Here is a 26,219-nt window from a genome sequence, read left to right as displayed (position 1 = left end):
CCACCGTCGGGGAGGGACGGATTTCGGGACGCAGACCGCGCGCCCGAGGGGGGACGAGGGGCGGGGTCAGTTGCTCCGCGGACAGCAGCAGCACATGCACGGGTCCGCGACGACGGCACGCATGGGCCGACACGAGGCGAGGAACCCGGACGAGATCACCGGAAGAGGTTGTCATGCGGAGCCCGTCAGCGGGAGCCATCGTCCGGATGGTGAGATCTCTTCCCGAGATGTGGGACGCACGTCCAGCAGGGTGTATCGGACGCCCTCGCGGCGGGCCGGCCGGGTGGCCGGGCTGCTGCGTGAGGCTGGTCACGCCGCCGCGAGACCTGGTCCGGGCCGCCGTACGCTTTTCGACGTGACCTTTCCGGACGGTGCCGACGTCGCCGCGCGAGCCACGTCCGCTCTTCCCTCCCTCACCGCGCGGCGCCCGGTGGTCACCCCGGAGCGGCTGCTGGCCGAGCTCGTGCCGCCGCGCCACTTCGCGGACGCGTCGTTCGACTCCTACGTCCCCGACGACGACCACCCGTCACAGCGCGCCGCGGTGGATCGCCTGCGCCAGGCGGCCCGGACCGTCACGGCCGGAGGACAGCGCAAGGGGTGGCTGCGCAGGGCCCCCGAACCGGTCGCCGTGTACCTCGACGGCGGGTTCGGCGTCGGCAAGACCCACCTGCTCGCCGCCCTGGCCCGCGCGGTCGGGACGGACCGCTCCGCCTACGGCACGTTCGTCGAGTACACCCACCTGGTCGGCGCGCTCGGGTTCCGGCCCACCGTGGACGCCCTCGCGACGCGCCGACTCGTCTGCATCGACGAGTTCGAGCTCGACGACCCCGGTGACACCGTGCTGATGAGCCGGCTGCTGCGCGAGCTCACCGACCGTGGGGTCTCGCTGGCCGCCACGTCCAACACGCTGCCGGGCTCCCTCGGCGAGGGCCGGTTCGCGGCGGACGACTTCATGCGGGAGATCCAGGCGCTGGCCGGCCGGTTCGAGGTGCTCCGCGTGGACGGGGACGACTACCGGCACCGGGCCGTCGTGACGGACGCCGACGGGCTCGGCGCGGACGACGTCCGAGCAGCCGTCGCGGCGCGCCACGATGCGACGCTGGACGACTTCGAGGTGCTGCTCGACCACCTCGCGACGGTGCACCCCAGCCGGTACGGCGCGCTGCTCGACGGCGTCGGCCTCGTGGGCCTGACCGGGGTCGGGCCCGTGCCGACCCAGGACGTCGCCCTGCGCCTCGTCGTGCTCGTCGACCGGCTCTACGACCGTGATGTTCCCGTGCTGCTCGGCGGTGCGGGGGAGCGCGCGCTGTTCTCCGCGGAGATGCTCGCCGGCGGGTACCGCAAGAAGTACTACCGGGCGCTGTCCCGGCTCGGTTCGCTCGCGGCCGACGGCGCAGCGCTGCTGCGCTGAGGCCGGACCCTCAGCCGGCCGGTGGCGCCAGGACCGCCACCGAGTGCGGCCCCAGGCCGACGACGACGCCCCCGTCGGCGGCCACGTCGACGGCCACGTGCTCCCACGCCTCGACGAGGTCCACGGGTCCGTCGAGGGCGACGGGCACCCGCAGCGGCTCGTCCGAGAGGTTGACGACCACGCGGGAGCCGCCGCGACGCAGCACGAGCCAGCCGCGGAACGGCCCTTCGCCCTCGGCGCCACCCCACGTCAGGTCAGTCGCAGCGCGAGATCGCCCGAGGCGAGGTCGGGGACCGACCGGCGCAGGGCGACGAGCCGGCGGTACCAGTCGAGGACCTGTGCGTGCGGTGGCCGGCCGGTCTCGGCGCGGTCCAGCACCGACCGCCGGAACGTCCGGGGGTCCTGCGGGTCGGGAACCACGGGATCCTCGCCGTACAGGTCGCGCCAGCCGTGGCCGCCGAACTCGGACCGCCGCCCACGGCTCACCGCGTCGCCGAGGTCCGCGTCCGGGTACGACGTGAAGTACTGCCAGGGCGTCGACGCGCCCCACTCCTCGCCCATGAAGATCATCGGCGTGAACGGCGAGAGGAGCACGAGCGCCGCCTCGACGGCGAGCAGGCCCGCGCTGAGCCGCGCCGACGGGCGGTCGCCGAGCGCGCGGTTGCCGACCTGGTCGTGGTCGGACGCGAAGACCACGAACCGGTGCCCGTCCGTGCCGGGCGGCACCGGTCTGCCCCAGACCTGGTCGCGGAAGGTCGACCAGGTCCCGGCGTGCACGAAGACGCCGGTCAGCGCCGTGCGGAGGACCTCAGGGCTGCCGAAGTCGACGTAGTAGCCGTGCCGTTCTCCCGTGACGAGCGCGTGGATCGCGTGGTGCACGTCGTCCGCCCACTGGGCCGACATCCCGAGGCCGCCGTCGGCCGTCGGAGTGACGGTCGCCGGGTCGTTCGCGTCGGACTCCGCGATCAGCGCGAGCGGGCGGCCCAGCTCGGCGGCCAGTGCGGCGACCTCGTCGGAGAGCTGCGCCAGGAGGTGTCGTTCGGACTGGTCGACCAACGCGTGCACCGCGTCGAGGCGCAGCGCGTCCAGGTGGTAGTCGCGCAGCCAGCCGAGGGCGCTGTCGCAGATCCACCGGCGGACCTCGTGGGCACCCTCCTGGTCGAGGTTCACCGCCGCCCCCCACGGCGTGCGGTGCACGTCGGTGAAGTACGGCCCGAACTCCGCGAGGTAGTTCCCCGACGGGCCCAGGTGGTTGTGCACCACGTCGAGGCACACCCCGAGGCCGCGGGCGTGCGCGGCGTCGACGAACCGGTGCAGCGCGGCGGGTCCGCCGTACGCCTCGTGGACCGCCGAGATCGCCACACCGTCGTAGCCCCAGCCGTGCGGCCCGTCGAACGCCGCGAGCGGCATGAGCTCGACGACGTCCACGCCGAGGGAGACGAGATCGTCCAGGTGCTCGACGGCGGCGTCCAGCGTCCCGGCGGTCGTGAAGGTCCCGACGTGCAGCTCGTACAGCACCCGTCCCCGCACGTCGACACCGGACCATCCGGCGTCCGTCCACTCCCACTGCGACGGGTCGACCACCCGGCTGGGTCCGTGCACGCCGACCGGCTGCCAGCGGCTGCGCGGATCGGGGCGGACGGGGCCGTGGTCGAGCGAGAACCCGTAGTCCGTTCCGGGCTCGAGGGTGGCACCCTCCCACCAGCCACCGCCGACGCGCGCGAGGGGGAAGCGCTCGTCGTCCGACGTGAGGACGACGTCGACCTGCGCGGCCGACGGCGCCCACACGCGGGTCACTCGACCGCCCTGACGAGCAGGGCCACCGGCAGGCGGTCGAGGAGCGGGGCGACCTCGACGACGCCGCCGCGCACCTGCCGGTCCGACAGCACGTCGTGCCAGTCGCCGTCGGGCAGCGCGACCGTGTGGTCGGCCCAGCCGCCGAGCCGGTCCACCGAGGCGGCGAGCCGCGTCGCCACGACCGCGACCTGCGGGTCTCCGTCCACCGTCCGCGCGTACGTCAGGCTGTGGCCCGACGAGTGGGCCAGCGGGAGGAACCCGCTGCCGGGACCGACGAACGCCTCCGGCACCGCTCGACGGACCCGCAGCGTCCGGGACGTCACGAGCAGCTTCTCGTCGGCGAGGTCACGCGGTCCCGCACCGTCGTCGAGCCGGGCGAGCCGGTCCGCGAGCCCCTGGTGGTCCACCGGCCGGCGGTTGTCCGGGTCCACGAGGGTGACGGCGGGGACCTCGGTGCCCTGGTAGACGTCCGGGATGCCGGGCAGGGTGAGCTGCACCAGCTTGGTGCCGAGCGTCGCCGCGCGGACCGCCGGACGGGTCCGCACCTCCCAGTCGGCGAGCAGGCCGAGGGTCACCGGGTCCTCGAGCGCGCGGCGGGCGGACTCCAGGACGGCGCTCTCGTACGCCTCGTCGGGTGCCGTCCACGTGGTGTGGCTCTTCGCCTCGCGGACCGCCTTGATGAGGTACTCGGTGAGGCGGTCCACCGAGATCGGCCCGTCCGGGGTCCACGTGCCGGCCAGCGTCTGCCACAGCAGGTACTCGGTGCGACCGTCGAGCAGCGCCGAGCGGTACGGCGCCGACGTCGCACGCAGGGCGTCGACGAGCGCACCCCACTCGTGCGGCAGCTCGCTGAGCACGCCGAGCCGCGCGCGGGTGTCCTCGCTGCGCTTCGTGTCGTGCGTCGTCAGCGTCGTCATGCCCAGCGGCGAGGCGACCTGCAGGCGCGAGGCCCACGCCGCGAGATCGGTCGGCGTCAGGGCGAACCGCTCCGGCTCGCCGCCCACCTCGCACAGGCCCACCAGGTGCGTCCAGCGGTAGAACGCGGTGTCCTCCACGCCCTTGGCCGTGACGGCGCCGCAGGTCTGCTGGAACCGGACGACCAGCTCGTCGCGGCGCTTTCCCCGGGTCCGGCCGGCACTGCCGACCTCGCGACCGAGCAGGAGGTCGACGAGGACGTCCATGGTCTCCGCCCGCTCGGGCGAGAGGCGGGACCGCGCGGTGCGGGCGGCGTCCTCGACGACCTCGACCGCCTCCGTGGGCGCCGTCCGGCCGGGCACGACGTACGCGCGGTACCGGTCGAACGCCACGAGCAGCTCGACCAGGCACTCCTCCAGCGCACGCCACGTGTGGTCCCGCAGGCGCAGGTCCTCCCGGCAGATCTCCGCGGCCAGCGCGGTCAGCCGGTGCACCTCGGCGTAGAGCGGGCCGTCCACGATCTCCCGCTTGGCGTGCTCGGCGATCGCGGGGAACGCGTCGGAGGTGTCGCCGGTGAGCCGGTGCATCACGGCGCCGAGCCGTGCCGCGCCACCCGGGTCGACGAACGTCTGCTGGATGCGCCACAGACCGTCATAGCCTGTCGTTCCTGCCGTGTCCCAGTCGGGCGGGAGCTGCTCCTCGCCCTGCAGGATCTTCTCGACGACCACCCAGGCGCCGCCGCTGGCCTCGCGGAGCCGCGCCAGGTAGCCCGCCGGGTCCGCCAGGCCGTCGGGATGGTCGATGCGCAGGCCGTCGAGCGTGCCGTCGGCGAGCAGGGACAGCACGAGCGCGTGCGTCGCGTCGAAGACCTCGGGATCCTCGACGCGGATCGCGACGAGCGTGCCCACGTCGAAGAACCGCCGGTAGTTCAGCTCCTCGTCGGCGACCCGCCAGTACGCGAGGCGGTACGGCTGACGTTCCACGAGCTCGACGAGCGGCAGCTGCTCCGTCCCCGGCAGGACCGGGAACACGTGGTCGTAGTAGCGCAGCACGGTGCGCAGTCCCTCGCCGGGCACCTCGAGCTCGTCGAGACGCAGCTCGTCGCGCGCCAGCACGGCGCCGATCCGGTCGCCCAGCACCGGCATCAGCACGTCGCCCGCGCCGGCCGACCAGTCGACGTCGAACCACGAGGCGTACGGCGACGAGGCGCCCTCGGCCAGCACCGACCACAGCGGGCGGTTGTGCCACACGGGCGTCGGCACCGCCATGTGGTTCGGCACGATGTCGAGCACCAGGCCGAGGCCGGCGGCGTGCGCGGCGTCGGCGAGCCGGCGGAGCGCCGGCAGGCCGCCGAGCGACGGCGCGATCTCGTCGTGGTCGACCACGTCGTAGCCGTGCGTCGAGCCCGGTGCCGCCGTGAGGACGGGGGACAGGTACACGTGCGTCACGCCGAGGCGCGCCAGGTACGGCACGTGCGCGGCCACGTCGTCGAGCGTCAGCTCCGGCCCCAGCTGCACCCGGTAGGTCGAGACCGGCACCGGTCGGCCCTCCGCGGGCAGCCGCCGGGCGGGGGTGGCGCGCGCCTCGGTCATGTCGCCTTCCGGGCCGAGCCGGTGCGCCGCCGGGGCGGGTCCTGAGGCACCGGCTCGTTCCGGGCGCCCTTGGCCATCTTCGAGGCCTCGCGGGACGCGTCCGCGCCCGCGCCGCTGCCCGCGGCCGTCGCGCTCGCCTCGAGCGGTGGTCGGGTGAACACCACGACCGACCGGCCCGACAGCGTGAGCGCGGCGCCGGCCGCCGCGGTGTCCCCCGGCGTGAACTTCGAGTCCGTGTCGATGACCGTCGTCCACGTCTCGCCGTAACCGGCCGCCGGGAGGGTGAACGTCGCGTCGTCGGGCTGCCCGTTGAACAGCACGAGGAAGCTGTCGTCGACGATCTCCTCGCCACGCATGTCGGGCTCCGCGATGGCGTCACCGTTGAGGAACACCATCACGGCCCGGGCCTGGGCGGCCTGCCACTCGTCGTCCTCCATGTGGGTGCCGTCCGGGGACAGCCAGGCGATGTCGCGCAGGTCGGACTCGCCGCCGCGCTCCGGCAGCCCGGCGAAGAACCGGCGACGGCGGAACACCTGGTGCTGGCGACGCAGTCGGACGAGCCGCTGCGTGAACTCGAGGAGCGCGTTGCGGGTCTCGTCGAGCTCCCAGTTGACCCACGAGAGCTCGTTGTCCTGGCAGTAGACGTTGTTGTTGCCCTGCTGGGTGCGGCCCAGCTCGTCCCCGTGCGCGATCATCGGCACGCCCTGGGACAGGAGCAGCGTGGTGAGGAAGTTGCGCTGCTGACGGCCGCGGAGCGCGTTCACGGCCGGGTCGTCCGTCGGCCCTTCCGCACCGCAGTTCCACGAGCGGTTCCAGCTCTCGCCGTCGCGGTTGTCCTCGCCGTTGGCCTCGTTCCGCTTCTCGTGGAACGACACCAGGTCCGCCAGCGTGAACCCGTCGTGGGCGGTGACGAAGTTGACGCTCGCGATCGGCGCGCGGCCGGTGTGCTCGTACAGGTCCGACGAGCCCGACAGCCGGCTTGCGAACTCGCCGAGCGTCGACGGCTCGCCGCGCCAGAAGTCCCGCACCGTGTCGCGGTACTTGCCGTTCCACTCCGACCACAGCGGCGGGAACCCGCCCACCTGGTACCCGCCGTCACCCACGTCCCACGGCTCCGCGATGAGCTTGACCTGGGAGGTGACCGGATCCTGGTGCACCAGGTCGAAGAACGCCGACAGGCGGTCCACCTCGTGGAACTGTCGTGCCAGGGTGGCGGCCAGGTCGAACCGGAAACCGTCGACGTGCATCTCGGTGACCCAGTACCGCAGCGAGTCCATGATGAGCTGCAGCACGTGCGGTGAGCGCATGAGCAGCGAGTTGCCGGTGCCGGTGGTGTCGAAGTAGTGCGCCTTCTCGTTGTCGACCAGCCGGTAGTAGTTGCTGTTGTCGATGCCCTTGAAGCTCAGCGTCGGGCCCAGGTGGTTGCCCTCGGCGGTGTGGTTGTAGACGACGTCCAGGATCACCTCGATGTCGGCGGCGTGCAGCTGCTTGACCATCGTCTTGAACTCCTGCACCGCCTGCCCCGGACCGCGGTACGCGGCGTACCCGTTGTGCGGCGCGAAGAACCCGATCGTGTTGTAGCCCCAGTAGTTCGACAGGCCCTTCTCCTGGAGCGACGGGTCGTTGACGAACTGGTGCACGGGCATCAGCTCGACGGCGGTCACGCCCAGCGTGGTCAGGTGCTCGATGACCGCCGGGTGCGCCATGCCCGCGTAGGTGCCGCGCAGCTCCTCGGGCACGGCCGGGTGGAGCATGGTGAGCCCCTTGACGTGCGCCTCGTAGATCACCGACTCGTGGTACTCGTGGTCCGGCGGCCGGTCGAAGCCCCAGTCGAAGTACGGGTTGATGATCACCGAGGTCATCGTGTGCCCCAGCGAGTCCTCGTCGTTGCGCTCGTCGGGCGCGTCGAAGCGGTAGGAGTACAGCGACGGGTGACCGTCGATCTGCCCGTCGATCGCCTTGGCGTACGGGTCGAGGAGGAGCTTGTTGGGGTTGCAGCGCTGCCCCTGGGAGGGGTCGTACGGCCCGTGCACCCGGTAGCCGTAGCGCTGCCCCGGCTGCACCGCCGGCAGGTACCCGTGCCAGACGAACGCGTCGACCTCCTCCAGGTCGATGCGCGTCTCGGTGCCGTCGTCCGCGACGAGGCAGAGCTCGACGCGTTCGGCGACCTCGGAGAACATGGCGAAGTTGGTCCCGCTGCCGTCGTACGTCGCCCCGAGGGGATAGGGGCGTCCTGGCCAGATACGCATGGGCCCAGGGTGCCAGCCGCATCCCCGGACGTCGCGGGGTGTGCCCAGATGTGGGCCGCGTCACACCTGCGGCACGCCCGCCGGGCACCCGCACGGCGCCGGGAGGGGGTTGCACCTCGACGCCACGGCTGGTGCGCTGGGGCCGTCCGGCGGCGGGTCGACCAGACCAGGCGCGGCGCGAGTGGTGGAGGTCTCCCGGTGAGCGGTGCGGTCGTGGTGGTCGGCGCGGGCCTGGCGGGAGCGAAGACGGTCGAGGCGTTGCGCGACGGGGGGTACGACGGGTCGGTCACGCTGTTCGGCACCGAGACCGAGCGGCCCTACGAACGCCCACCACTGTCGAAGGGGTACCTGCAGGGGAGCGAGGAGCGGGACGCGGCCTTCGTCCACCCTGCCGACTGGTACTCCACCCACGACGTGGACCTGCGGACAGGGACCACCGTCGACAGGATCGACCTGGGCACGCACGACGTGGTCGACCAGACCGGCGTGCGCACCGGCTGGGACCACCTCGTCCTTGCGACCGGGTCGGAGCCGCGCAGGCTCGACGTGCCCGGGGCGGACCTCGCCGGCGTCGTGTACCTGCGCACCCTCGCCGACAGCGACCGGCTCCGCGCCGCGCTCACGCCCGGCCGCCGGGTCGTGGTGGTGGGTGGCGGCTGGATCGGGCTCGAGGTGGCGGCCGCCGCCCGAGCAGCCGACTGCGAGGTCAGCGTGCTCGTGCGCGACCCGATGCCGCTGCTCGGCGTCCTCGGCCCAGAGCTCGCGGCGACGTTCGCGGACCTGCACCGCAGCAACGGTGTCGACCTGCGCACGCGGACCGAGATCGGCGAGGTCGTCGCCGCCGAGGACGGCAGCCGCGTGGGCGGCGTCGCGCTCGCGGACGGCACGTTGCTCGACGCGGACCTGGTCGTCGTGGGCATCGGTGCCGCGCCCCGGGTCGACCTGGCCCGCGCCGCAGGCCTCGCGGTGGAGGACGGCGTGGTCGTCGACTCCCACCTGCGCTCCAGCCATCCACAGGTGCTGGCCGTCGGTGACGTCGCGCGCGCCGCGCACCCGCTGCTCGGCACCCACGTCCGGGTGGAGCACTGGGCCAATGCCCTCAACCAGCCGGCCACGGCCGCAGCGACGATCCTCGGCCGTGACGAGCCGTACGACCGCCTGCCGTACTTCTTCACCGACCAGTACGACCTGGGCATGGAGTACGTCGGGTGGGCCGGGCCGGACGGCTACGACGAGGTCGTGGTCCGAGGTGATCTCGCCGGCCGCGAGCTGGTCGCGTTCTGGCGTCGGCAGGGCCGCGTCGTGGCAGGCATGAACGTGAACGTCTGGGACGTCGTCGACGACGTGCAGGGACTGATCCGGTCCGGCGCGGTCATCGACCGGGACCGGCTCGCCGACCCGGGTGTCCCGCTGGGCGACCTGGCGTGACCTCGCGCGGACCGAAACGATTCCGTGCGGCCGTGCTCGCGGCTGCGCGCTCTCGCCCGCGTGAGCCGCTGATACGTTTCCCGACGTCGACAAGCACCCCGACCCTGGACACCCGTCGCCGGCGACTGGCGAGCGCGCCGTGACGGGTCACCCGGTCGGCGAGAGCGTCTCTGTGCGCCTCGCCGACCGGGATGTCGGGCCGCAGGTTCCGACCAGGAGCGCGGGTCAGGCCCGGGCTCTCACCGGCACCGTGCGATCGACGGCGCGGCGCACGACCTCGTCGTCGTCCGCACCGGCGGCTCGCCACGCCAGCTGTTCGACGGCCCCGTTGCCACGGCGCAGCACGTTCCCGAGCTGACGCTCGACGAGCTCGAGGTCGCCGCTGTCGACGAGTGCGTCGCGCACGTGCTCGACGAGCTCGCCGACCACGTCGGCGGCCGGTCGGGGGCACCCGTCCATCGGGCTGACGAGATCCCCCGACAACCCGCTGCGAGCCGCCCGCCACGTCGCCGCGCGCAGGAGCTCGGTCCGCGGATGCCCCTCGCGGTGCGGCCCGAGCCGCACCGCGGTCTCCGCGAGCGCCCGGACGAGGCCGGCCTGCAGCACCGCGTCGGCGGCGTCGAGGCACACGTCCGCCACCCGGACCTCGACGGTGGGGTAGTGGGCGGAGAGCCGGGCGTCGAAGTACACCATCCCGTCGTCGAGGATCGTGCCGGAGCGCAGCAGGTCGCCGATGACCGCGCGGTAGCCGGCGCCGTCGCCGAACGGCGCGGTGGGCCCGGCCGTCGGCCACCGCCCCCACACCTGCGACCGATAGCTCGCGTACCCGGTGGCGCGGCCCTGCCAGGACGGGCTGTTGGCGCTCAGCGCGAGGAGCACCGGCGTCCACGCCCGCAGGTGGTCGAGGACCACTACCCCCTCGTCGTCGTCCGCGACCTCGACGTGCACGTGGCAGCCGCACGTGAGCTGCTCCCGCGCGGTCTGCCCGAACCGCGCACGGATCTCCAGCGCCCGGCGGTCGGCGAGCACCGTCGACTCGACGGCCTGCGGGGCCGTCCCGAGGGCGGCGATCCGTGCACCTGCGCGACGGGCGTAGGCGTCCGCGAGCTCGCGGCCCGCGCGCACCTCGTCGAGCAGGTCGACCAGGGAGTGCCGCGGCCGCGTGGAGATCTCGACCTGTTCCTGCTTGAACTCCTTCTCCAGCGCGCCGCCGGGCTCGGCTCCGTCTCGCTCCGGCTCCGGCGGGTCGAGTGCGGCGAACCGCAGCACGGCACCCGCGACCGCCCGTGGCACCCCCTCGGGCGCGACCAGCAGGAACTCTTCCTCGACCCCGAGCGTCCGCACCCGCTCAGTGTGGGCGAGCCTGCGCCGTCTCGCCCGGCGCGCGGGCGTCGCCGGGGTCGGCCGTGGCGTCGTGGGCGTGCGCGTCGGGTGTGCCGGCACGCGCCACCACGACGGCGCCGGTGACCACCAGGGTGAAGGCGACCAGCGCGAGCCACTCCTGCCCGGACTGCGCCCGGTCACCCGCCAGGAGCACCCCGACCACGGCGCTCGCGACCGTCTCGACGCCGACCATCAGCGCCGTGACGACCACGACAGGGGCGCGCCGCAGCGCGAGCGCCGACAGACCGAGGCCCGTGACGCCGGCCACCCCGGCGCACCACGCGGCGGGGTCGACGACCAGGGCGTGCAGACCCGATCCCGGCAGCGTCCGAGCGGCGAGCGCCAGCACCGAGAAGGCCCCGCCGGCGAGGCACGCCAGGAGGAGGCCGCGCCGTCTGGTGGCGCGACCGAGGCCGGTGACGACCCCTGCCCCGACGAGCACGACGGTTGCGACGACCACGGCGACGGTCGTCGCGTCGTCCGTCGTCGCCGGGGACACCGACACGGACAGCGCGAGGAGCACGAGCCCCGCCGCCGTTGCCGCCAGGCCTGCCCACTCCAGCGCGCGGAGGCGCGCGCCCAGCACCAGGACGGACAGCACCGCCGCCACTCCCAGGCTCGACGCACGACCCGCCTGCACCACGAACAACGGCAAGGAGCGCAGCGCCACGGCCGCCAGCGCGAAGCCGGCAGCCACCAGGGCCATCGCGACCAGGTACGTAGGATCGGTCGCAAGGCGCCGGACCATGTGCGGGCCGAGACCCACGTCGGCGGGCAGCCGGCGGGCGGCGACGGCCTGCAGCACGATCGCCGTGCCGGAGCACAGCGCGGCGGCGGCGACGCAGACCAACGGGCCTACCACGTGGACCTCCCGGGCGAATCGGACCTGACCTGACCTCGGAGAGGCCGGAGACACCCTATGCTCCACCCGTCGGCGAGACCTGCCGGCACACCACTCGAGGGGGTCCCAGCGGTGCAGACGGCCGAGCGCGAGAGCGCGCCCGCGGTGCAGACCCCGCGAGCGCCTCTGCTGCACGTTCTCGGCGCCTTCGCCCTGGTCGCCGCCGTGCTCACCGCGGTGGTCGCGATGGCCGGCCGCGGGCGGCAGCGCGCCGACCCCGTGCTGCAGGGCCCGGCCTGGTTGGACGGCTGGTACCAGTACGACGCGGGCTGGTACAACGGCATCGCCGACCGGGGGTACTCCTACACGCCGGGCCAGCAGTCGTCGATCGCGTTCTTCCCCGTGTTCCCCATGAGCGTGCGGGCGCTGCGCGAGGTCATCGGCGACACCCAGGTGGCCGGCGAGCTGCTCGCGGTGCTCGCCGGTGCCGGTGCCGTGCTCCTGTTCGCCCGCTGGGTGTGGTCCCGCCTGCCGCGGCGCTCCGCGATCGCGGCCGTCGCCGTGCTGATGCTCTACCCGTACGCGATGTTCCTCTACGGCGCGATGTACGCCGACTCGTTGTTCCTGCTGTGCGCCATCGGGTCGTTCGTGCTGCTGGAGCGTCGGTGGTATCTCGCGGCCGGTCTGGTCGGGGCCCTGGCGACGGCGGGGCGTCCGGTGGGGGCCGCCGTGGTGGCCGGGCTCGTGGTCCGCACTCTCGAGATGATCGCGCAGGAGCGCGACGGGGATGCACCTGTCGGGTGGCGTGCCCTCGTCCACGCGGTCCGCGGCGTGCGCCTGCGGCACCTCGGCGTCCTCGCGTCCCTCGTCGGCATCGCGGGATGGTGCCTGTACCTCTGGCTCTCGTTCGGCGACCCGGTGGCGTTCGTCGCGGTCGAGTCGGCCCCGGGCTGGGACCAGGGTGCGGGACCGAAGACGTGGTTCAAGATCGTCTACGCGGGAACCCTCCTCAAGGGACCACGCGACATCGCCATCCTCCTGACGATCCAGGCGGTCGTGTGCCTGTGCGCCGTGCTCCTGCTGCGCCGCGTGTGGCAGCGCTTCGGCTGGGGCTACCTCGCGTACGCCGCGGTGGTCCTCGCGATCCCTATCCTCGGCACCAAGGACTTCATGGGCACCGGCCGGTACGTGCTCGTGGCGTTCCCGGTGCTCGCCGCCGCGGGCGACTTCCTGGCGACCCGGCGGCGCAGGTGGGTCCTCTACGCGGTGCTCGCCGTGAGCGCTGCACTGCTGCTCGTCCTGACCTGGTTCTTCGGTAGATCTGTCGAGGTGTCGTGACTGTTCAACACGAGCCGTTCAAGCGGCTGTCGATCTTCTTCCCCATGTGGAACGAAGAGCTCTACATCCGGCGTGCGATCGCAGCCGCCCGCGCCGAGTGCGAGGAGCTCGTCGCGTCGGGCCAGGTCCTCGACTACGAGCTCGTGGTCGTCGACGACGCCTCGACCGACACCACGGGCGCCATCGCGGACGAGCTCGCCGCCGACGACCGGCACGTCGTCGTCGTGCACCACGAGCGCAACCGCAAGCTCGGCGGCTCGATCAAGAGCGGGTTCGCGGCGGCGTCCGGCGACGTGGTGCTCTACACCGACGCGGACCTGCCGTTCGAGATGGCCGAGGTGTCGCGGGCGCTGCGCGTCCTGCGGACCTACGAGGCGGACATGATCAGCGCGTACCGGCTCGACCGCACCGGCGAGGGACCGCGGCGCGCCGTGTACTCGTTCTTCTACAACGGGCTGGTCCGGCTGCTGTTCGGCACCCGCATGCGTGACATCAACTTCGCCTTCAAGCTCGTCCGGCGGCAGGTCCTCGACAACGTCCGCGTGGTCAGCGAGAGCTCCTTCATCGACGCGGAGCTCGTGATCCGCACGCAGAAGGCCGGGTTCCAGATCCTGCAGATCGGCGTCGACTACTTCCCCCGCACCCGGGGGGTCTCGACGCTCTCGTCGCTCGGCGTCATCAAGGCGATGGTGCGGGAGATGCTCGAGCTGCGGGGCGAGCTGAAGCACATCTCGCCGGTCGTCACGCGCGAGGGCACGTGACCCGTCTGCTCGTCGTCACCGCCGACGACCTGGGGCTCACTGTCGGCGTCAACGAGGCCGTCCGCCGCGCCCACCTGGACGGCGTCGTCACGGCGACGTCGCTGCTCGCCGTGGGACGGGCGTTCGACGACGCGGCCACGATGCTGCGGGACCTCCCGGGGCTGGAGCTCGGGGCCCATCTCGCCATCGTGGGGGAGGACCCGCCGCTGCTCTCGGCCCGGGAGGTGCCGTCGCTCGTCGACGCGAGGGGTGCGTTCCCCCTGAGCTACCGCACGGTGGTGCGCCGCGGCCTGGCAGGGCGCATCGACCCCGACGACGTGCGGCGCGAGCTGTCAGCGCAGCTGGAGCGCGTGCTCGGCGTCGGCGTACCGGTCACCCACGTCGACACCCACCAGCACACGCACCTGTGGCCGGTCGTGGGCCGGGTCGTCGCAGAGCTCGCCTCCGCCGCCGGCGTCGCCGCGGTCCGGCTGCCCCGCAGCCACCGGCACGGTCCCGTCGGCCTCGGCGTGTCGGTGCTGGCGGCCCGGACCCGCCGCACCCTGGACCGCGCCGGACGGCTGTCGCCGGCGGACTACGCCGGCCTCGACGAGGCAGGGCGTCTCGACTCCGCGGCGTTCGCGCGAGCGTTCGACGCCCTGGTCCGTCGTGGGGCGGCGTCGGCCGAGATCAACGCGCACCCGTCGGTCCCGGCCGACCCGGACCTCGGCCGGTTCGACTGGGCCTACAGGTGGGCGGACGAGCTCGCCATGCTGACCGACCCGGCCGTGCGTGCGCGCATCGAGTCCGCCGGCTACCGGCTGGGTGGATTCACCGACCTGGCTGCGACCGACGGAGGACCGCGATGACACGACGCCCGGACGGGCCCGGTCGACGGGCCCTCGCCCTCTACCGGGACGCGCCGATGGGCGTCCGTGCACACACGAGGGTGCGGTGGTTCAGTGCGCCTTTCCCCGCGATCGCCGCTGCGCTCCCGGCGCGCGGCCGGATCCTCGAGATCGGCTGCGGCCACGGCCTGTTCAGCGCGTACGCAGCGCTGGCCGCTCCGGGACGTGACGTGCTCGGTGTCGACATCGACGCCGACAAGGTCGCGCACGGGCGCGCCGCGGTGGAAGGCGTGGACGGCCTCGAGCTCCAGGTCGCCCCCGACGGCGCGGTGCCCGCCGGACCGTGGGACGCCGTCGTCGTCGTCGACGTGCTCTACCTCCTGCCCGCCGACGCACAGCGGCGCCTGCTCACGGAGGCCGTCGGTCGGCTCGCACCGGGCGGCGTGGTCGTCGTCAAGGAGATGGGCGCGACGCCACGGTGGAAGGCGCGCTGGAACACCTTCCAGGAGACCCTGTCGGTAAAGGTGCTCCGGATCACGGAGGGGTCCTCGTTCGACTTCGTCCCGCCGGAGACCACTGCAGGCTGGCTCACCGACCTGGGCCTGGACGTGCGGGCGCACCGTCTCGACGCCGGCCGGGTCCACCCGCACCACATGCTCGTGGCGCGCCGAGCGGCGCGCGGCTGACGTCACGTCAGCAGCCCTGCGAGCAGCGCACCGACCACCAGGCCGGCGCCCGCCAGCCACAGCAGCGTCGGCAGCCGACGAACCAGTCGTGCCCTCACGTCCTGACCACCTCCCCGTCACGCACGTCGACGTCGACCGCCTGCAACGGCTCGTCCGCCGGCCCTCGCACCACCGCGCCGGTGGCCGCGTCGAACGCGCTGCCGTGGCACGGGCAGTGGATCTCGCCGTCGCGCACGTCCCGGACGAGGCAGCCCTGATGGGTGCACACGGCTGAGAACGCGTGCACCGTCTCCCCGTCGCGCGTGAGGACCACCTTCTGGTCGGTGACCACGAGCCCACCGCCGTCGGGGACGTCGGCCAGAGGGGCGAGGCGGTCCTCGGCCGGACCCGGACGGTCGTCGGCCGCGTACGGAGAGGGTCCGGCGCCGGCAGGTGGCGCGATCGCCCGGAACCCGGCGAAGCCGACCACGCCGGCGACCACGGCGACCCCCGTCCCTTCGAGGACCGCGCGCCTGCCCGGACCGGCCGCGCCCGTCCTTCGCTCGGCGTCCATGGATCACACCAGCCCGGACCCGGGCCGGCTGAAGAACCACAGCGCCGAGCTGAACCACACGACGACGAGGGTGGCGGCGAGCAGCCCGCCCAGCAGCGGGACGGTCCACCGCGGGAGGTCCGGCAGCCGCAGCGCGAGCATCTTGGCCGCGAACACCCCGTACAACAGGCAGCCGGCGACGGAGTGCACGACCGTGCGGGCGTCGTCGTCCGCGAACCCGAGGGACCACACGCAGTGGAACATGACCGGGAGGGTGAGCAGGAACGCGACGGTGCCCGCCCACCGGTGCACGGGGGCGACCCACCCGGCCGACGCCGCGACACGGGGCAGGCGTCCCCACATCGCCAGTGCGCTCAGCACCTGGACCACGACCAGCAGCGCCGCGGCGGTGGTGAGCCACGCCTTCATCTGGAGCATGCCGCTGAAGCCCAGCGTCGTCAGCGTGGCGCCGTCGCCGGGGTGCACCTGCGCGTACCCGGCGAGACCCGCAGAGACCGCGAGGCCGAGGGCCCCCACTCCGGCGAGGGCCCACTGCCGGGACGGGCTCACCCGTCCGCCGGCGACCGCTGTCTCGCCCATGCCGTCCTCCCGCCGCCGGTCCTGTCCAGGTATGCACCTTCCACGGCACGCGACGCAAGGGCGTCCCTGGAACGAGGCGTCGGGTGCGGCGTCGCTCACTTCGCCCGGCAGCGACTACCACCCGCGCGTGACCTGCGGCTAGCCTGCTGGCTACGTGCGTCGGAACACCGTGTCCGCGCACCCGCTCGGCGGGGACCTGACGGCTGGCTCTCGTCCGAGGGGCCGTCCGGTCCGTCCGCTGCCGTCATCAGTCGAAGGACGTCCGTGGTCACAGCCACCCAGGCCGCTCGGTCTGTCACCGCTCGCTCGCGGGCTGCCGCCCTCCGGGAGCTCGCGCTCCTCGTCGGCCTGTACGTCGCGTACAGCGCGACGCGGCTTGCCGTCGGCGGTCAGTGGAGCGCGGCCCGGGAGCACGCCGACCAGTTGCTGGCGGTCGAGCATGACCTGCACATGGACGTCGAGCTGTGGCTCAACACCGTCGTGACGCCGATCACGTGGCTCGCGGTGCCGTCGTCGTACTGGTACGCGACGATGCACTTCATCGTCACTCCGGTCATGCTCGTGGTCCTGTACCGGCGGCATCCGGCGCTGTACAGGCCCGCGCGCACGGCGCTCATGGCGGCGACCCTGGTGGCGCTGCTCGGCTACTACTTCTTCCCGACGGCGCCGCCGCGGCTGGTGGGCGGCGGCTACGTGGACACGCTCTCAGCGACCGCGCAGTACGGCTGGTGGCCGACGACCGCGGAGGCGGCAGCCGGGACCGGCTCGGCGACCAACCAGGTGGCGGCGATGCCCTCGATGCACGTCGGTTGGGCCCTCTGGGTGAGCATCGTGCTCGCGGCCCTCGCACGACGGCGCTGGCTCAAGGTCCTCGCCTTCGCGTATGTCGCGACGACGACCTCGGTCGTGGTGCTCACCGCGAACCACTGGGTCCTGGACGCGGTCGCGGGCGCGGGGCTGGTGTGGGCGTGCTGGGTCGTCGCCGGACGGGCGCACCGACCACCCTCGGCCGCGACGCAGGCACCCGTGCACGCCCTGCGTCCTTCCACGGGCGACGTGGGAGACGAACGGACGCTGGCTGCCAGCTGAGCCGGAACACCCCCGGCTCAGGACCGCAGGGCCGCCACCAGCAGTGCCTGGGTCAGCAGGAACCCCGTGGCGAGGTTGAGCCACAGGAAGCGGCGCCAGCCTCGGTTGGCCTGCTCGCAGTCGCGGTCGTCGAGGTGACGGAACGGCGCGACCGAGGCGAGGTAGACGAGCGGGACGACGGCCGCGAACGCCGCCGGCGGCCCGGCGGCGAGGACCAGCACGGCCGACAGTGCGTAGCCGGCCATCGCGAGCCGGACCGTGCGCCGGGCACCCAAGGCGGTGGCGACGGACGCGATGCCGCCCCGCCGGTCCGCGGCGATGTCCTGGACGGCGCCGAAGGCGTGAGACGCCGCGCCCCACAGGAAGAACCCGGCGAGCGTCGCCACGACCGGTGCGGTGAACGCGCCGCCCGCGAGGGCGATCGCGAACACCGCCGGGCTGACGAAGTGCGTGCTCGACGTGACGGAGTCGACGAAGGGTCGTTCCTTGAACCGGAGCCCCGGGGCGGAGTAGGCCACCACGGCGAAGACGCTCACGGCCAGCACGAGCCCTGACGCCGTCCCGCCGGCGACGATCAGCACCACGAGGAACGGGACGTTCGTGACCACCGCGGTCCACAGGGTGGCCCGGTGCCACCGGTCGGACAGGACGGCGCCCTCGATCCCGCCCTTGCGCGGGTTCGTGAGGTCCGACGCGTAGTCGAAGACGTCGTTGAGCCCGTACATCAGCAGGTTGTACGGGATGAGGAAGTAGAGGGTGCCGACGATCAGCACCCAGCCCGGCTCGCCGCCCGCGAGCAGGTAGGCGACGGCGAACGGGTAGGCGGTGTTGATCCAGCTCAGCGGCCGCGAGGCGAGCACGACCTGACCGGCTCCCACGAGCCTGCGCGGACGTGCACCGGTGTCGGTCGTCATGCGTCCACCGTCTCGCGGACCGGCACAGGCGTCAGCAGGAGCCAGACCGACGGCAGCGCGAGCGCTGCGGCGACGGGCCAGGCGAGGTCTTCGACGGGCGTGCGCCACACCCGCAGGCCGAGCAGCCGGGCGTCGTCGTACCGGAACAGGTCGGCGCCGATCATCAGGCTGTCGAACACGATGGTGAGCACCACCAGGACGGCGAGGGTGATCGCGACGGGTACGGCGAACGGCGTCGCGCGACGACGGGCGGCGCCTGCACCGACCACCGCGAGGGTGGCGGCGAGGGCCAGCATCACGAGGTCGAGCTGCAGGTACGTCACGAGTCGGCCGCCCGTGCCGCCACGAGCCGGTGCGTCGCGGTGAACACGACCATGGTCAGGTAGCCGAAGAACGTCACGAACAGGATCTCCTCGACGGGGAGGTGCGGTGCGACCTCGACGCCCAGCAGGGCGGCGGCCTGCCCTCGTCCGAAGATGCCGCGGGAGATCGCCAGGAGGTCCCAGGCCAGGAACATCACCACGCCGACCGCCAGGACCGCGAGCGCGCGGCGCGGGTGGTGCCACACGAAGAGGCGGTGCCGCGCATCGAGCACGACGACGCCCGCAAGGCTCACGAGCAGGGCGACGACGTACCAGCCCTTCATCGGGACCCCCGGTGCGGGGCGAGGTCGGCAGGTGCCGTCCTGGGGGGGACGCTTCGAGCGCTGGAGCGCGCGGTCGCCGGTGGCGGCGTCAGCGGGGTCGGGAGCGGTCCGGACGACCGGTCGCCGCGCAGCCGCTTGATCGCGAGCTCGGCGCTGATGAGACACATCGGCAGGCCGACGCCGGGGATCGTGGACCCGCCGGCGTAGAGGAGCCCGCCGACCTTCGCGGACGCGTTCCGCCCGCGCCACCAGGCGCTCTGCCGCAGCACGTGGGCGGGACCGAGGGCGCCGCCCGACCAGGACGACAGCTCGCGTGCGAAGTCCGCCGGGCCGACGGTGCGGCGCACCAGGACGCGGTCGGCGAGGTCGGGGATGCCCACCACGTGGGCCAGCCGACGGATCGCGGCGTCCGCGACGTGCTCGACGACCGGGTCGCCGCCGCCTCCGAGCGTGACGTCGGCGGGCACCGGGACGAGCAGGAACAGGTTCTCCGTGTCGGGCGGCGCCACGGTGGGGTCGGTGCGCGACGGAGCGCACACGTACATCGACGCGGGCTCGGGCACGTGGCGGTCGGGGCCGAAGATCGCGTCCACGTTCGCCTGCCAGTCGGCCGCGAAGAGCAGCGTGTGGTGGGTGAGCTGCGGCACCCGGCCGCGGATGCCCAGGTAGACGAGCACGGCGCCCGGGCCGGGGTCGCGCCGTGCCCACCACTCGGCAGGGTAGGTCCGCAGGTCCGGAGGGAGCAGGGCGGTCTCCAGGTGGTGCAGGTCTCCGGCGCCCACCACGACGTCCGCGTGCAGGACGTGCTCCCGTCCCGTGTCGTCGAGGTACTGGACCCCGCTGACCATCGGGGTGGGGGCGGTGGTGGTCAGCACGCCCACCACGCGGGCACCCGTGCGGACGGTCGCCCCCTCCCGCCGCGCAAGCCGCAGCAGCGCCTCGACGAGTGTCCCGAAGCCGCCACGCGGGTAGAGGACGCCGTCGGCCAGGTCGGCGTGGCTCATCAGGTGGTAGAGCGCGGGCGCGCGGTCCGGGGAGGTGCCCAGGAACACCGCGGGGTACCCGAGCACGCGGCGCAGCCGCTCGTCGCTGAACCGTCGTGCGACATACCGGTCGAGCGTCTGCGCCACCAGCGGCAGGAGCCGGCCGGCGTGGCGCAGGACGGCCGGTGAGAACACCCGCGGCACCGACTGGAACGTGGAGTACAGCAGATGTTCGCGGGCCAGCTCGGTCGTGGCCCGTGCCGAGGCGAGGTAGCGACGCAGCCGAGCGCCCGCGCCTGGCTCCACGGCGTCGAACCGGGCGGCGGCGTCGTCCGCGTCGGACCGCAGCTCGAGCGGCTCCGTGCCGTCGTCCACGTACGCCCGGTAGGCGGGGTCGAGCCGCACCAGGTCGAGCTCGGCGTCGGCGCTCGTGCCGAGCAGCGCGAAGAAGTGGTCGAAGATCTCCGGCATGAGGTACCAGGACGGTCCGGTGTCGAAACGGAACCCGTCCGACTCCCAGGTCCCGGCGCGCCCGCCGACCTCGCCGCGCTGCTCGAGCACCTGCACGTCGTAGCCCTCGCGGGCGAGGAGGGCCGCCGTGGCCAGTCCCGCGACTCCTGCGCCGATCACGACGGCGCGCGCCCGGTCGCCGCGGCTCACGGCCGTGCCGCCCAGGTGGGAAGGAGCCGTGCGGTCCGGCGTCCGACGACCGTCCGGGTGACGACGAGGAGCTTGACCGCCGCAGGGACCCGGACGCGACGTTGCTCGATGGTCGTCGCGGGCGTGGCCCGCAGCCGCCGGGACAGCGCCGCGAACAGGTCGTGCGCCGCCCGCACCCCACGTCGGCTGGACGCGGGCAGTGCGGCGATGGCACGGGCAGCGGCGGCCAGGTCGGCGTCGATGTCGTCGAGCAGCGTGTCGCGTCGCTCGTCGGTGAGTCGGCCGGTGCCGACGGCGGGGAAGTAGCTGCGCCCGAGGTCGTCCCGGTCGGCCGCGAGGTCTCGCAGGAAGTTGACCTTCTGGAACGCCGCACCCAGCCGGCGGGCACCGTCCGCGAGCTCGGCGTACCGCGCCTCGCGATCGGCAGGGGTCCCGGGCTCGGCCGCGAGGAAGGTCCGCAGGCACATGAGCCCGACCACCTCCGCGGACCCGTGGACGTACGTCGCGAACGAGCTGTCGTCGTGCGTGCAACGGTCGAGGTCGGTGCGCATGGAGGCGAAGAACGGGTCGACGAGGTCGGCACCGATCCCGCACCGGCGGGCCGTGAGCGCGAAGGCGTGCACGACCAGGTTGGACGAGAAGCCGCGCTCGACCGCGCGGGCCGTCTCCGCCTGCAGGTCGTCGAGGACGGACGCACGCTCGCTCCGCGAGAGCGGCAGGTCGGGTGCGTCCACGACCTCGTCGGCGAGCCGGACCAGGCCGTACACGTCCCGTACGTGCCCACGGACGGGTTCGTCGAGCAGGCGGCAGGCGCGCGCGAACGACGTGGAGTAGGCGCCGATGACGCATGTCGCGGTCGCCCGGGCCACCGTGTCGTAGAGCTCCACCGAGGAGGGCTGCGTGCTCATGCGGCCCGCCGGGTGACGGCGAGGAGCTCGTCGGTGAGCCGTTCGACGACGTCGGCGACAGGTCCCAGCTCGCGGGCGATCCGTCCCGCCTCGGCGAGGTGCTGCTCGACGAGGTCCTCGACGAGCTGTCGCGACCCGCAGCGCGTGAGTGCGTCGCGGACGTCGTCGGCGGCGGACCGGGTGAGGTCCGGGTCGCCGAGGTGCGCAGCGACGGTCGCCCACTCGACCGTCGTGCGGGCGTGGACCACGAGGGCGGTGACGGTGCCCTCACGGAGGTCGGACAGCGTGCTCTTGCCGGTGACGGCCTCGTCGCCGAACACGCCCAGCAGGTCGTCCTGGAGCTGGAAGGCGGTCCCGAGGAGACGTCCGAGCCGGTCGAGCGCGGGCAGGACGCCCCGGGGCGCACCCGCCAGGACCGCACCCGCCCGCATCGGCAGCGAGAACGAGTACACGGCCGTCTTGTGCTCCTCGACGGTCAGCACGTCGGCCAGCGCGGGCTCGTCGACCCCGATCCCGAGGCGCACGTCGCCGAGCTCGCCCTCGGCGGTCACCCGGACCGTCTCGTCGAGCAGGTCGAGCAGCCGGAGGACGGTCGAACGGTCGGTGTCGGCGGTGGCGACGAGCCGGGTGGCGCCCACGAGCGCGAGATCGCCGGCGAGGATGCCTGCGGCCTGCCCGTACCTGTGGGCACGGGAGGCCGAGGCCCCTGCGGCGCGGCCTCGTGCCTCGAACGCGCCGAAGACGTTGGGACGACCCCGCCGGTGCAGGTCGCGGTCGATGACGTCGTCGTGCATCACGAACGCCGTGTGCAGGAGCTCGACCGCGTCGGCGACATGCTGGGCCACCTCCGGGCGGGTCCCGCCGAACGCCTCGTACGTCGCCATGAGCAGCTGGGGCCGTAGCCGCTTGCCGCCGTCCGCGGCATCGGCCATGGCGTCCCACAGGGCACGGGGCTCGACCCCGGAGGCGCGGGCGGCGCCGGTGGCGAAGAACTCGGCGAAGGTCTGCCGGTCGAGCACCTGCGTGGTCATGAGACCCGCACCGGCGGTCCGAAGGTCCCGACGTCGACGAGCCGGCGCACCTGCTCGACCATCCAGGGGCTGAGCGCCCAGGGTGCCGCTGCGACGGCCCATCCGAGGTCCTCCTTGTCGACCCAGCGGACCTCGGCGACCTCGTCGGGGTTCGGGGTGAGCTCCTGGTCGGTGGTCGCCTGCCAGACGGGGCAGATCTCGTGCTCGACGATCCCGCTCGCGTCGGTCGCGCGGTACCGGAAGTCTGGGAGCAGCAGCTCAACGCGGCCGACCTCGACACCGAGCTCACCGAGCGCGTGCCGGGCGATCGCGTCCGTCATCGGCTCGCCGGGTCGGGGGTGCCCGCAGAACGAGTTGGTCCAGACACCGGGCCAGGTGGGCTTGCCGAGCGCGCGCCGGGTCACCAGGAGCCGGCCGGTGGGCGAGAAGAGGTAGCAGGAGAAGGCGAGGTGCAACGGGGTGGTGGCCGTGTGGACCGTCGCGCGCGCCGCGGTGCCGCACGGCTCGCCGCGCTCGTCGAGCAGCACGACGAGGTCGTCGTGGGGGGGCGTCGGGGTCATCGCCTGCTCCTCAGTTCGGGCCGCATGGGTCCACGGTAGGGCAACATCGCTAGACAGGCTAGATGTAACTCAGGCTAGCATTACACCGTGGACAACGAGCCGGCCCCTGGGCAGCCGACGCACTACTGGTACGCCGACGAGCCCTCGGTCGTCGAGGTGCTGGAGGCCGTGCGCCGTTTCCGGCGCGCCGACCAGGAGATGCGACGCCGCATCAGCGCAGGCATGGACATGAACGAGTCCGACCTGCAGGCGCTGCAGTACGTCATCGCGACCGAGTCCCGCGGGGGGCAGGCGCACCCCCGCGACATCGCCGCTCACCTGCGCATCTCGTCGGCGTCCACGACCAAGCTGCTCGACCGGCTCACGGCGTCCGGGCACCTGGTGCGCGCGGTGCACCCCACCGACCGCCGGTCCGTGGTCGTGTCCAGCACCTCGCACGCGCACGACGAGATCCGCGAGCGCCTCGAGCGCATGCACGCGGCCATGGCGGCCATCGTCCGTGACGTCCCGGTCGGGGCGCGTCCCCACGTCCGCGACTTCCTCCGGGCGATGGCCGCACAGCTCGACTCCGAGGGAGCCGTGGCGCCCCTGACCAAGGACCCGACCATCTGAGGGCCCGGCCGGGCTCTCTCAGCCGAGCTCGACGAGCTCCCGGACGTCGTCGTCGGGCAGCGAGTCCGCGACGGCGGTGACCACGAGCTCGTCGAGCCGGGCGTAGCCGTGGTGGACGTTGAGGAACGCGGTGTCCGACGCGTCGCGGCCGGTGGCGATCCGCACGAGCGTCGAGCGTGGCGCGAGCGTGGTCGCGTCGACGACGTACCACCGGCCCTCGAGGCAGGCCTCCGCGACGGCGTGGAAGTCCATCGGGGACAGACCGGGGGCGTAGACGGCGACGAGGCGCGCGGGCACGTCGAGCGCCCGCAGCAGCGCGATGACCAGATGGGCGTAGTCGCGGCAGACCCCCTGCCGGTCCAGCAGCGTCCGTACCGCGCCGTCCGTCGGCTGGCTCGACCCCGGCACGTAGGACAGCCGCGAACCGACCCAGGAGCTGACGGCGGCGAGCAGGTCGAAGCCGTGCAGGCCGGCGAACTCGGCGTGCGCCGTCGGACCCAGGGTGTCCGACTCGCAGTACCGGCTGGGCCGCAGGTACCGCAGCGTGTCGACGTCCTGGGCGGTCAGCCCGGGTGCGCGGCCGCGCACGGAGGCGGAGTAGTCGAGCACGAGCCGGCCGGGGTCCGCGCGGACCACGTGGACGCGGGTCCCGTGCAGGTCGATGACCTCGGTCGGGTCGAGGCGGCGGCCGTCGAGCGTGACGGCGAGGTCCTCGTCGGCCGCCACCTGTGTCGAGACCGCCAGCTCGAAGGCGAGCGTGACGGGGGAGGTGACGTCGAGGCTGATGTGGGCGGACAGGTCCCGTTGCACGCCTCATGGTGCGGGACCCACCGCGCGCCCGCCTGCTGGCCGCCCGGAATCCCATCCTCCGGACACGCCCGTCTCACCAGGAGGAGCGCACGTAGTCCTTCAGGAAGCACCCGAAGAGGGGCTCGCCGGCCTCGCCGCGGACGATCGGGTCGTACACGCGTGCTGCGCCGTCGACGAGGTCGAGCGGTGCGTGGAAGCCCTCCTCGGCGAGCCGGACCTTCGTGGGGTGCGGCCGCTCGTCCGTGATCCAGCCGGTGTCCACGCTCGTCATCAGGATGCCGTCGTCCGCGAGCTCGGTGGCGCTCGTGCGCGTGAGCATGTTGAGCGCCGCCTTCGCCATGTTGGTGTGCGGGTGGCCCGGACCCTTGTAGCCGCGGGAGAACACGCCCTCCATCGCGGACACGTTGACCACGTAGGCGCGGCCTGCGGCGGTGCTCCGCATGGCGTGGCGCAGCCGGCTCACCAGGATGAACGGCGCCGTCTGGTTGCACAGCTGCACCTCGAGCAGCTCCATCGGGTCGACCTCGTCGACCGTCGCGACCCAGCTGTTGGTCTCCGCGACGTCCGGCACGAGGCCGCCCGCGTCGATCGCGGTGCCGGCCACCAGGCGGGACAGGGAGGCGGCCTCGGCCGTGAGCGCCAGCTCGGCCACGCCGCCCGCGGGCGCCAGCCCGAGCGCCGGGCTCGTCAGCTCCGTCACCGAACCGGCGAGGGCCGCCGGGTGAGCGGCACTCGTCCGGCCGAACGTGGTGATCGGCGGCAGCGGCCCCTCGGGCAGCGGCTCGAGCTCGGCGTCGACGAGCCGCGAGTAGGCGCCGGGGGAGCGACGCACCGTCTGCGCCGCGTTGTTGATGAGGATGTCCAGCGGGCCCTGCGCGGCCACCGTGTCGGCGAGCGCCACCACCTGGGCGGGGTCGCGCAGGTCGATGCCGACGATCGAGAGCCTGTCGAGCCAGTCCGCGCTGTCGGGCATGGCCGCGAACCGGCGGGCGGCGTCCCGCGGGAACCGGGTCGTGATCGTCGTGGCCGCGCCGTCGCGGAGCAGGCGCAGCGCGATGTACATGCCGATCTTGGCGCGGCCGCCCGTGAGCAGGGCACGCTTGCCGGTGAGGTCCGTGCGCGCGTCACGCTTGGTGTGGTTCAGCGCCGCGCACGCGGGGCACAGCTGGTGGTAGAACGCGTCGACCTCGACGTACGGCTCCTTGCAGATGTAGCAGGGCCGGGCCTTGAGCAGCGTGCCGGCGGTGGCGCCCTGGACCGCCGAGACGAGCGGGATGCCCTTCGTCTCGTCGTCGATGCGCCCCGGGCTGCCCGTGGCCGTCGCGTGGACCACCGCGCGGTCGGCGGCGCTGATCGCGTCCCGCCGCTCCTGGCGACGCTGCTTCTTGGCGGCCTTGAACAGTGCCGACGTGGCACGTCGGCCCAGTGCGAGGTGCGGGTGGTCGGACGGGAGCCGGCTGAGCACGTCGGCGACCCGCAGGAACACGACCAGGTCCGCCGGGTCGACGCCGGGGACGTCGGTGCCCGGCCCGTCGCCGGTCACCTCACCGGGGAGGTCACCGGTGGTGTCGCCCGGCAGGTCGTCGGTCACGGGGGCGGAGCTGAGCGCGGTCATGATGGTCCTCGGTCGTCATCGGGGAGCCGAC

At 73.5% G+C, this 26,219-nt stretch carries 25 protein-coding genes; 8 read left to right on the top strand and 17 right to left on the bottom strand.

The genetic code is table 11. The features are described 5' to 3' along the window. Window positions 1-355: 355 nt before the first annotated feature. Window positions 356-1,411, top strand: coding sequence for a cell division protein ZapE (gene zapE, locus ACVW07_RS02660; RefSeq protein ID WP_456817737.1), 1,056 nt, complete (start codon window positions 356-358; stop codon window positions 1,409-1,411). Window positions 1,412-1,421: 10 nt separating this feature from the next. Here the strand turns inward: zapE and ACVW07_RS02655 are convergent, their stop codons facing one another. The 4 genes from ACVW07_RS02655 to glgX are packed head-to-tail and all read right to left on the bottom strand — an operon-like array spanning window position 1,422 to window position 7,964. Further along, entirely contained in the window at window positions 1,422-1,616 is a 195-nt protein-coding gene (locus tag ACVW07_RS02655; RefSeq protein ID WP_456817736.1) for a hypothetical protein, read from the bottom strand. 44 nt (window positions 1,617-1,660) lie between these two features. Then, window positions 1,661-3,208 (bottom strand): malto-oligosyltrehalose trehalohydrolase, encoded by a 1,548-nt coding sequence (treZ, locus tag ACVW07_RS02650; protein WP_456817735.1) that lies wholly within the window; start codon window positions 3,206-3,208, stop codon window positions 1,661-1,663. Beyond that, window positions 3,205-5,715: a malto-oligosyltrehalose synthase gene (gene treY, locus ACVW07_RS02645; protein WP_456817734.1), complete on the bottom strand. Its 2,511-nt coding sequence runs from the start codon at window positions 5,713-5,715 to the stop codon at window positions 3,205-3,207. The genes treZ and treY overlap by 4 nt, the downstream gene beginning before the upstream one ends. Beyond that, entirely contained in the window at window positions 5,712-7,964 is a 2,253-nt protein-coding gene (glgX, locus tag ACVW07_RS02640) for a glycogen debranching protein GlgX (protein ID WP_456817733.1), read from the bottom strand. The genes treY and glgX overlap by 4 nt, the downstream gene beginning before the upstream one ends. Window positions 7,965-8,162: 198 nt before the next feature. Between glgX and ACVW07_RS02635 the strand changes: the two genes are divergently transcribed. Beyond that, window positions 8,163-9,392: an NAD(P)/FAD-dependent oxidoreductase gene (locus ACVW07_RS02635; RefSeq protein ID WP_456817732.1), complete on the top strand. Its 1,230-nt coding sequence runs from the start codon at window positions 8,163-8,165 to the stop codon at window positions 9,390-9,392. A gap of 225 nt (window positions 9,393-9,617) precedes the next feature. Here ACVW07_RS02635 and ACVW07_RS02630 read toward each other — a convergent pair whose 3' ends face one another. Both ACVW07_RS02630 and ACVW07_RS02625 read right to left on the bottom strand, forming a co-directional pair. Continuing rightward, entirely contained in the window at window positions 9,618-10,736 is a 1,119-nt protein-coding gene (locus ACVW07_RS02630) for a carboxylate-amine ligase (RefSeq protein WP_456817731.1), read from the bottom strand. Window positions 10,737-10,740: 4 nt separating this feature from the next. Beyond that, on the bottom strand, window positions 10,741-11,637 hold the full coding sequence (locus ACVW07_RS02625) for a hypothetical protein (protein ID WP_456817730.1): 897 nt from the start codon (window positions 11,635-11,637) through the stop codon (window positions 10,741-10,743). 111 nt (window positions 11,638-11,748) lie between these two features. On the opposite strand from ACVW07_RS02625, the gene ACVW07_RS02620 reads away from it, so the two are divergent. The 4 genes from ACVW07_RS02620 to ACVW07_RS02605 are packed head-to-tail and all read left to right on the top strand — an operon-like array spanning window position 11,749 to window position 15,228. Beyond that, entirely contained in the window at window positions 11,749-12,954 is a 1,206-nt protein-coding gene (locus ACVW07_RS02620) for a hypothetical protein (protein WP_456817729.1), read from the top strand. After that, entirely contained in the window at window positions 12,951-13,715 is a 765-nt protein-coding gene (locus ACVW07_RS02615; protein ID WP_456817728.1) for a glycosyltransferase family 2 protein, read from the top strand. The genes ACVW07_RS02620 and ACVW07_RS02615 overlap by 4 nt, the downstream gene beginning before the upstream one ends. Beyond that, entirely contained in the window at window positions 13,712-14,563 is an 852-nt protein-coding gene (locus tag ACVW07_RS02610) for a ChbG/HpnK family deacetylase (protein ID WP_456817727.1), read from the top strand. Before ACVW07_RS02615 ends, ACVW07_RS02610 begins: the two co-directional genes overlap by 4 nt. After that, entirely contained in the window at window positions 14,560-15,228 is a 669-nt protein-coding gene (locus ACVW07_RS02605; RefSeq protein ID WP_456817726.1) for a class I SAM-dependent methyltransferase, read from the top strand. Before ACVW07_RS02610 ends, ACVW07_RS02605 begins: the two co-directional genes overlap by 4 nt. Before the next feature lie 94 nt (window positions 15,229-15,322). Here the strand turns inward: ACVW07_RS02605 and ACVW07_RS02600 are convergent, their stop codons facing one another. After that, a complete protein-coding gene (locus tag ACVW07_RS02600; protein ID WP_456817725.1) occupies window positions 15,323-15,781 on the bottom strand; it encodes a Rieske (2Fe-2S) protein in 459 nt (152 codons plus the stop codon). Between the two features lie 3 nt (window positions 15,782-15,784). Then, window positions 15,785-16,360 carry a DUF6529 family protein gene (locus tag ACVW07_RS02595; RefSeq protein WP_456817724.1) on the bottom strand — a complete coding sequence of 192 codons (576 nt, stop codon included), beginning with the start codon at window positions 16,358-16,360 and terminating at the stop codon, window positions 15,785-15,787. Window positions 16,361-16,624: 264 nt separating this feature from the next. Between ACVW07_RS02595 and ACVW07_RS02590 the strand changes: the two genes are divergently transcribed. After that, complete coding sequence (locus ACVW07_RS02590) at window positions 16,625-17,449, top strand: phosphatase PAP2 family protein (RefSeq protein WP_456817723.1); 825 nt, start codon at window positions 16,625-16,627, stop codon at window positions 17,447-17,449. Between the two features lie 17 nt (window positions 17,450-17,466). Here the strand turns inward: ACVW07_RS02590 and ACVW07_RS02585 are convergent, their stop codons facing one another. The 7 genes from ACVW07_RS02585 to idi are packed head-to-tail and all read right to left on the bottom strand — an operon-like array spanning window position 17,467 to window position 23,151. After that, window positions 17,467-18,363, bottom strand: a complete 897-nt coding sequence (locus tag ACVW07_RS02585) for a prenyltransferase (protein WP_456817722.1) — start codon at window positions 18,361-18,363, stop codon at window positions 17,467-17,469. Next, window positions 18,360-18,686 (bottom strand): lycopene cyclase domain-containing protein, encoded by a 327-nt coding sequence (locus tag ACVW07_RS02580; RefSeq protein ID WP_456817721.1) that lies wholly within the window; start codon window positions 18,684-18,686, stop codon window positions 18,360-18,362. Before ACVW07_RS02580 ends, ACVW07_RS02585 begins: the two co-directional genes overlap by 4 nt. Further along, entirely contained in the window at window positions 18,683-19,009 is a 327-nt protein-coding gene (locus tag ACVW07_RS02575; RefSeq protein ID WP_456817720.1) for a lycopene cyclase domain-containing protein, read from the bottom strand. Before ACVW07_RS02575 ends, ACVW07_RS02580 begins: the two co-directional genes overlap by 4 nt. Continuing rightward, complete coding sequence (gene crtI / locus ACVW07_RS02570; protein WP_456817719.1) at window positions 19,006-20,652, bottom strand: phytoene desaturase family protein; 1,647 nt, start codon at window positions 20,650-20,652, stop codon at window positions 19,006-19,008. Before crtI ends, ACVW07_RS02575 begins: the two co-directional genes overlap by 4 nt. Beyond that, window positions 20,649-21,560 (bottom strand): phytoene/squalene synthase family protein, encoded by a 912-nt coding sequence (locus tag ACVW07_RS02565; RefSeq protein ID WP_456817718.1) that lies wholly within the window; start codon window positions 21,558-21,560, stop codon window positions 20,649-20,651. The genes crtI and ACVW07_RS02565 overlap by 4 nt, the downstream gene beginning before the upstream one ends. After that, window positions 21,557-22,591: a polyprenyl synthetase family protein gene (locus ACVW07_RS02560; RefSeq protein ID WP_456817717.1), complete on the bottom strand. Its 1,035-nt coding sequence runs from the start codon at window positions 22,589-22,591 to the stop codon at window positions 21,557-21,559. Before ACVW07_RS02560 ends, ACVW07_RS02565 begins: the two co-directional genes overlap by 4 nt. Further along, the gene (idi, locus tag ACVW07_RS02555) at window positions 22,588-23,151 is read right to left on the bottom strand and encodes an isopentenyl-diphosphate Delta-isomerase (protein ID WP_456817716.1); all 564 of its coding nucleotides are present in this window, start codon (window positions 23,149-23,151) and stop codon (window positions 22,588-22,590) included. The genes ACVW07_RS02560 and idi overlap by 4 nt, the downstream gene beginning before the upstream one ends. An 87-nt stretch (window positions 23,152-23,238) precedes the next feature. On the opposite strand from idi, the gene ACVW07_RS02550 reads away from it, so the two are divergent. Continuing rightward, complete coding sequence (locus ACVW07_RS02550; protein WP_456817715.1) at window positions 23,239-23,763, top strand: MarR family winged helix-turn-helix transcriptional regulator; 525 nt, start codon at window positions 23,239-23,241, stop codon at window positions 23,761-23,763. 18 nt (window positions 23,764-23,781) lie between these two features. On the opposite strand, the gene ACVW07_RS02545 is transcribed toward ACVW07_RS02550, so the two are convergent. After that, window positions 23,782-24,573, bottom strand: a complete 792-nt coding sequence (locus ACVW07_RS02545) for a transglutaminase-like domain-containing protein (protein ID WP_456817714.1) — start codon at window positions 24,571-24,573, stop codon at window positions 23,782-23,784. Window positions 24,574-24,646: 73 nt separating this feature from the next. Further along, window positions 24,647-26,188 carry an SDR family NAD(P)-dependent oxidoreductase gene (locus tag ACVW07_RS02540; protein ID WP_456817713.1) on the bottom strand — a complete coding sequence of 514 codons (1,542 nt, stop codon included), beginning with the start codon at window positions 26,186-26,188 and terminating at the stop codon, window positions 24,647-24,649. Window positions 26,189-26,219 lie beyond the last annotated feature (31 nt).

It is taken from the genome of Cellulomonas sp. URHB0016 (genome assembly GCF_054057935.1).
Note: the sequence above shows the minus strand (reverse complement) of the source record. Positions and strands in the feature narration are given on the sequence as shown.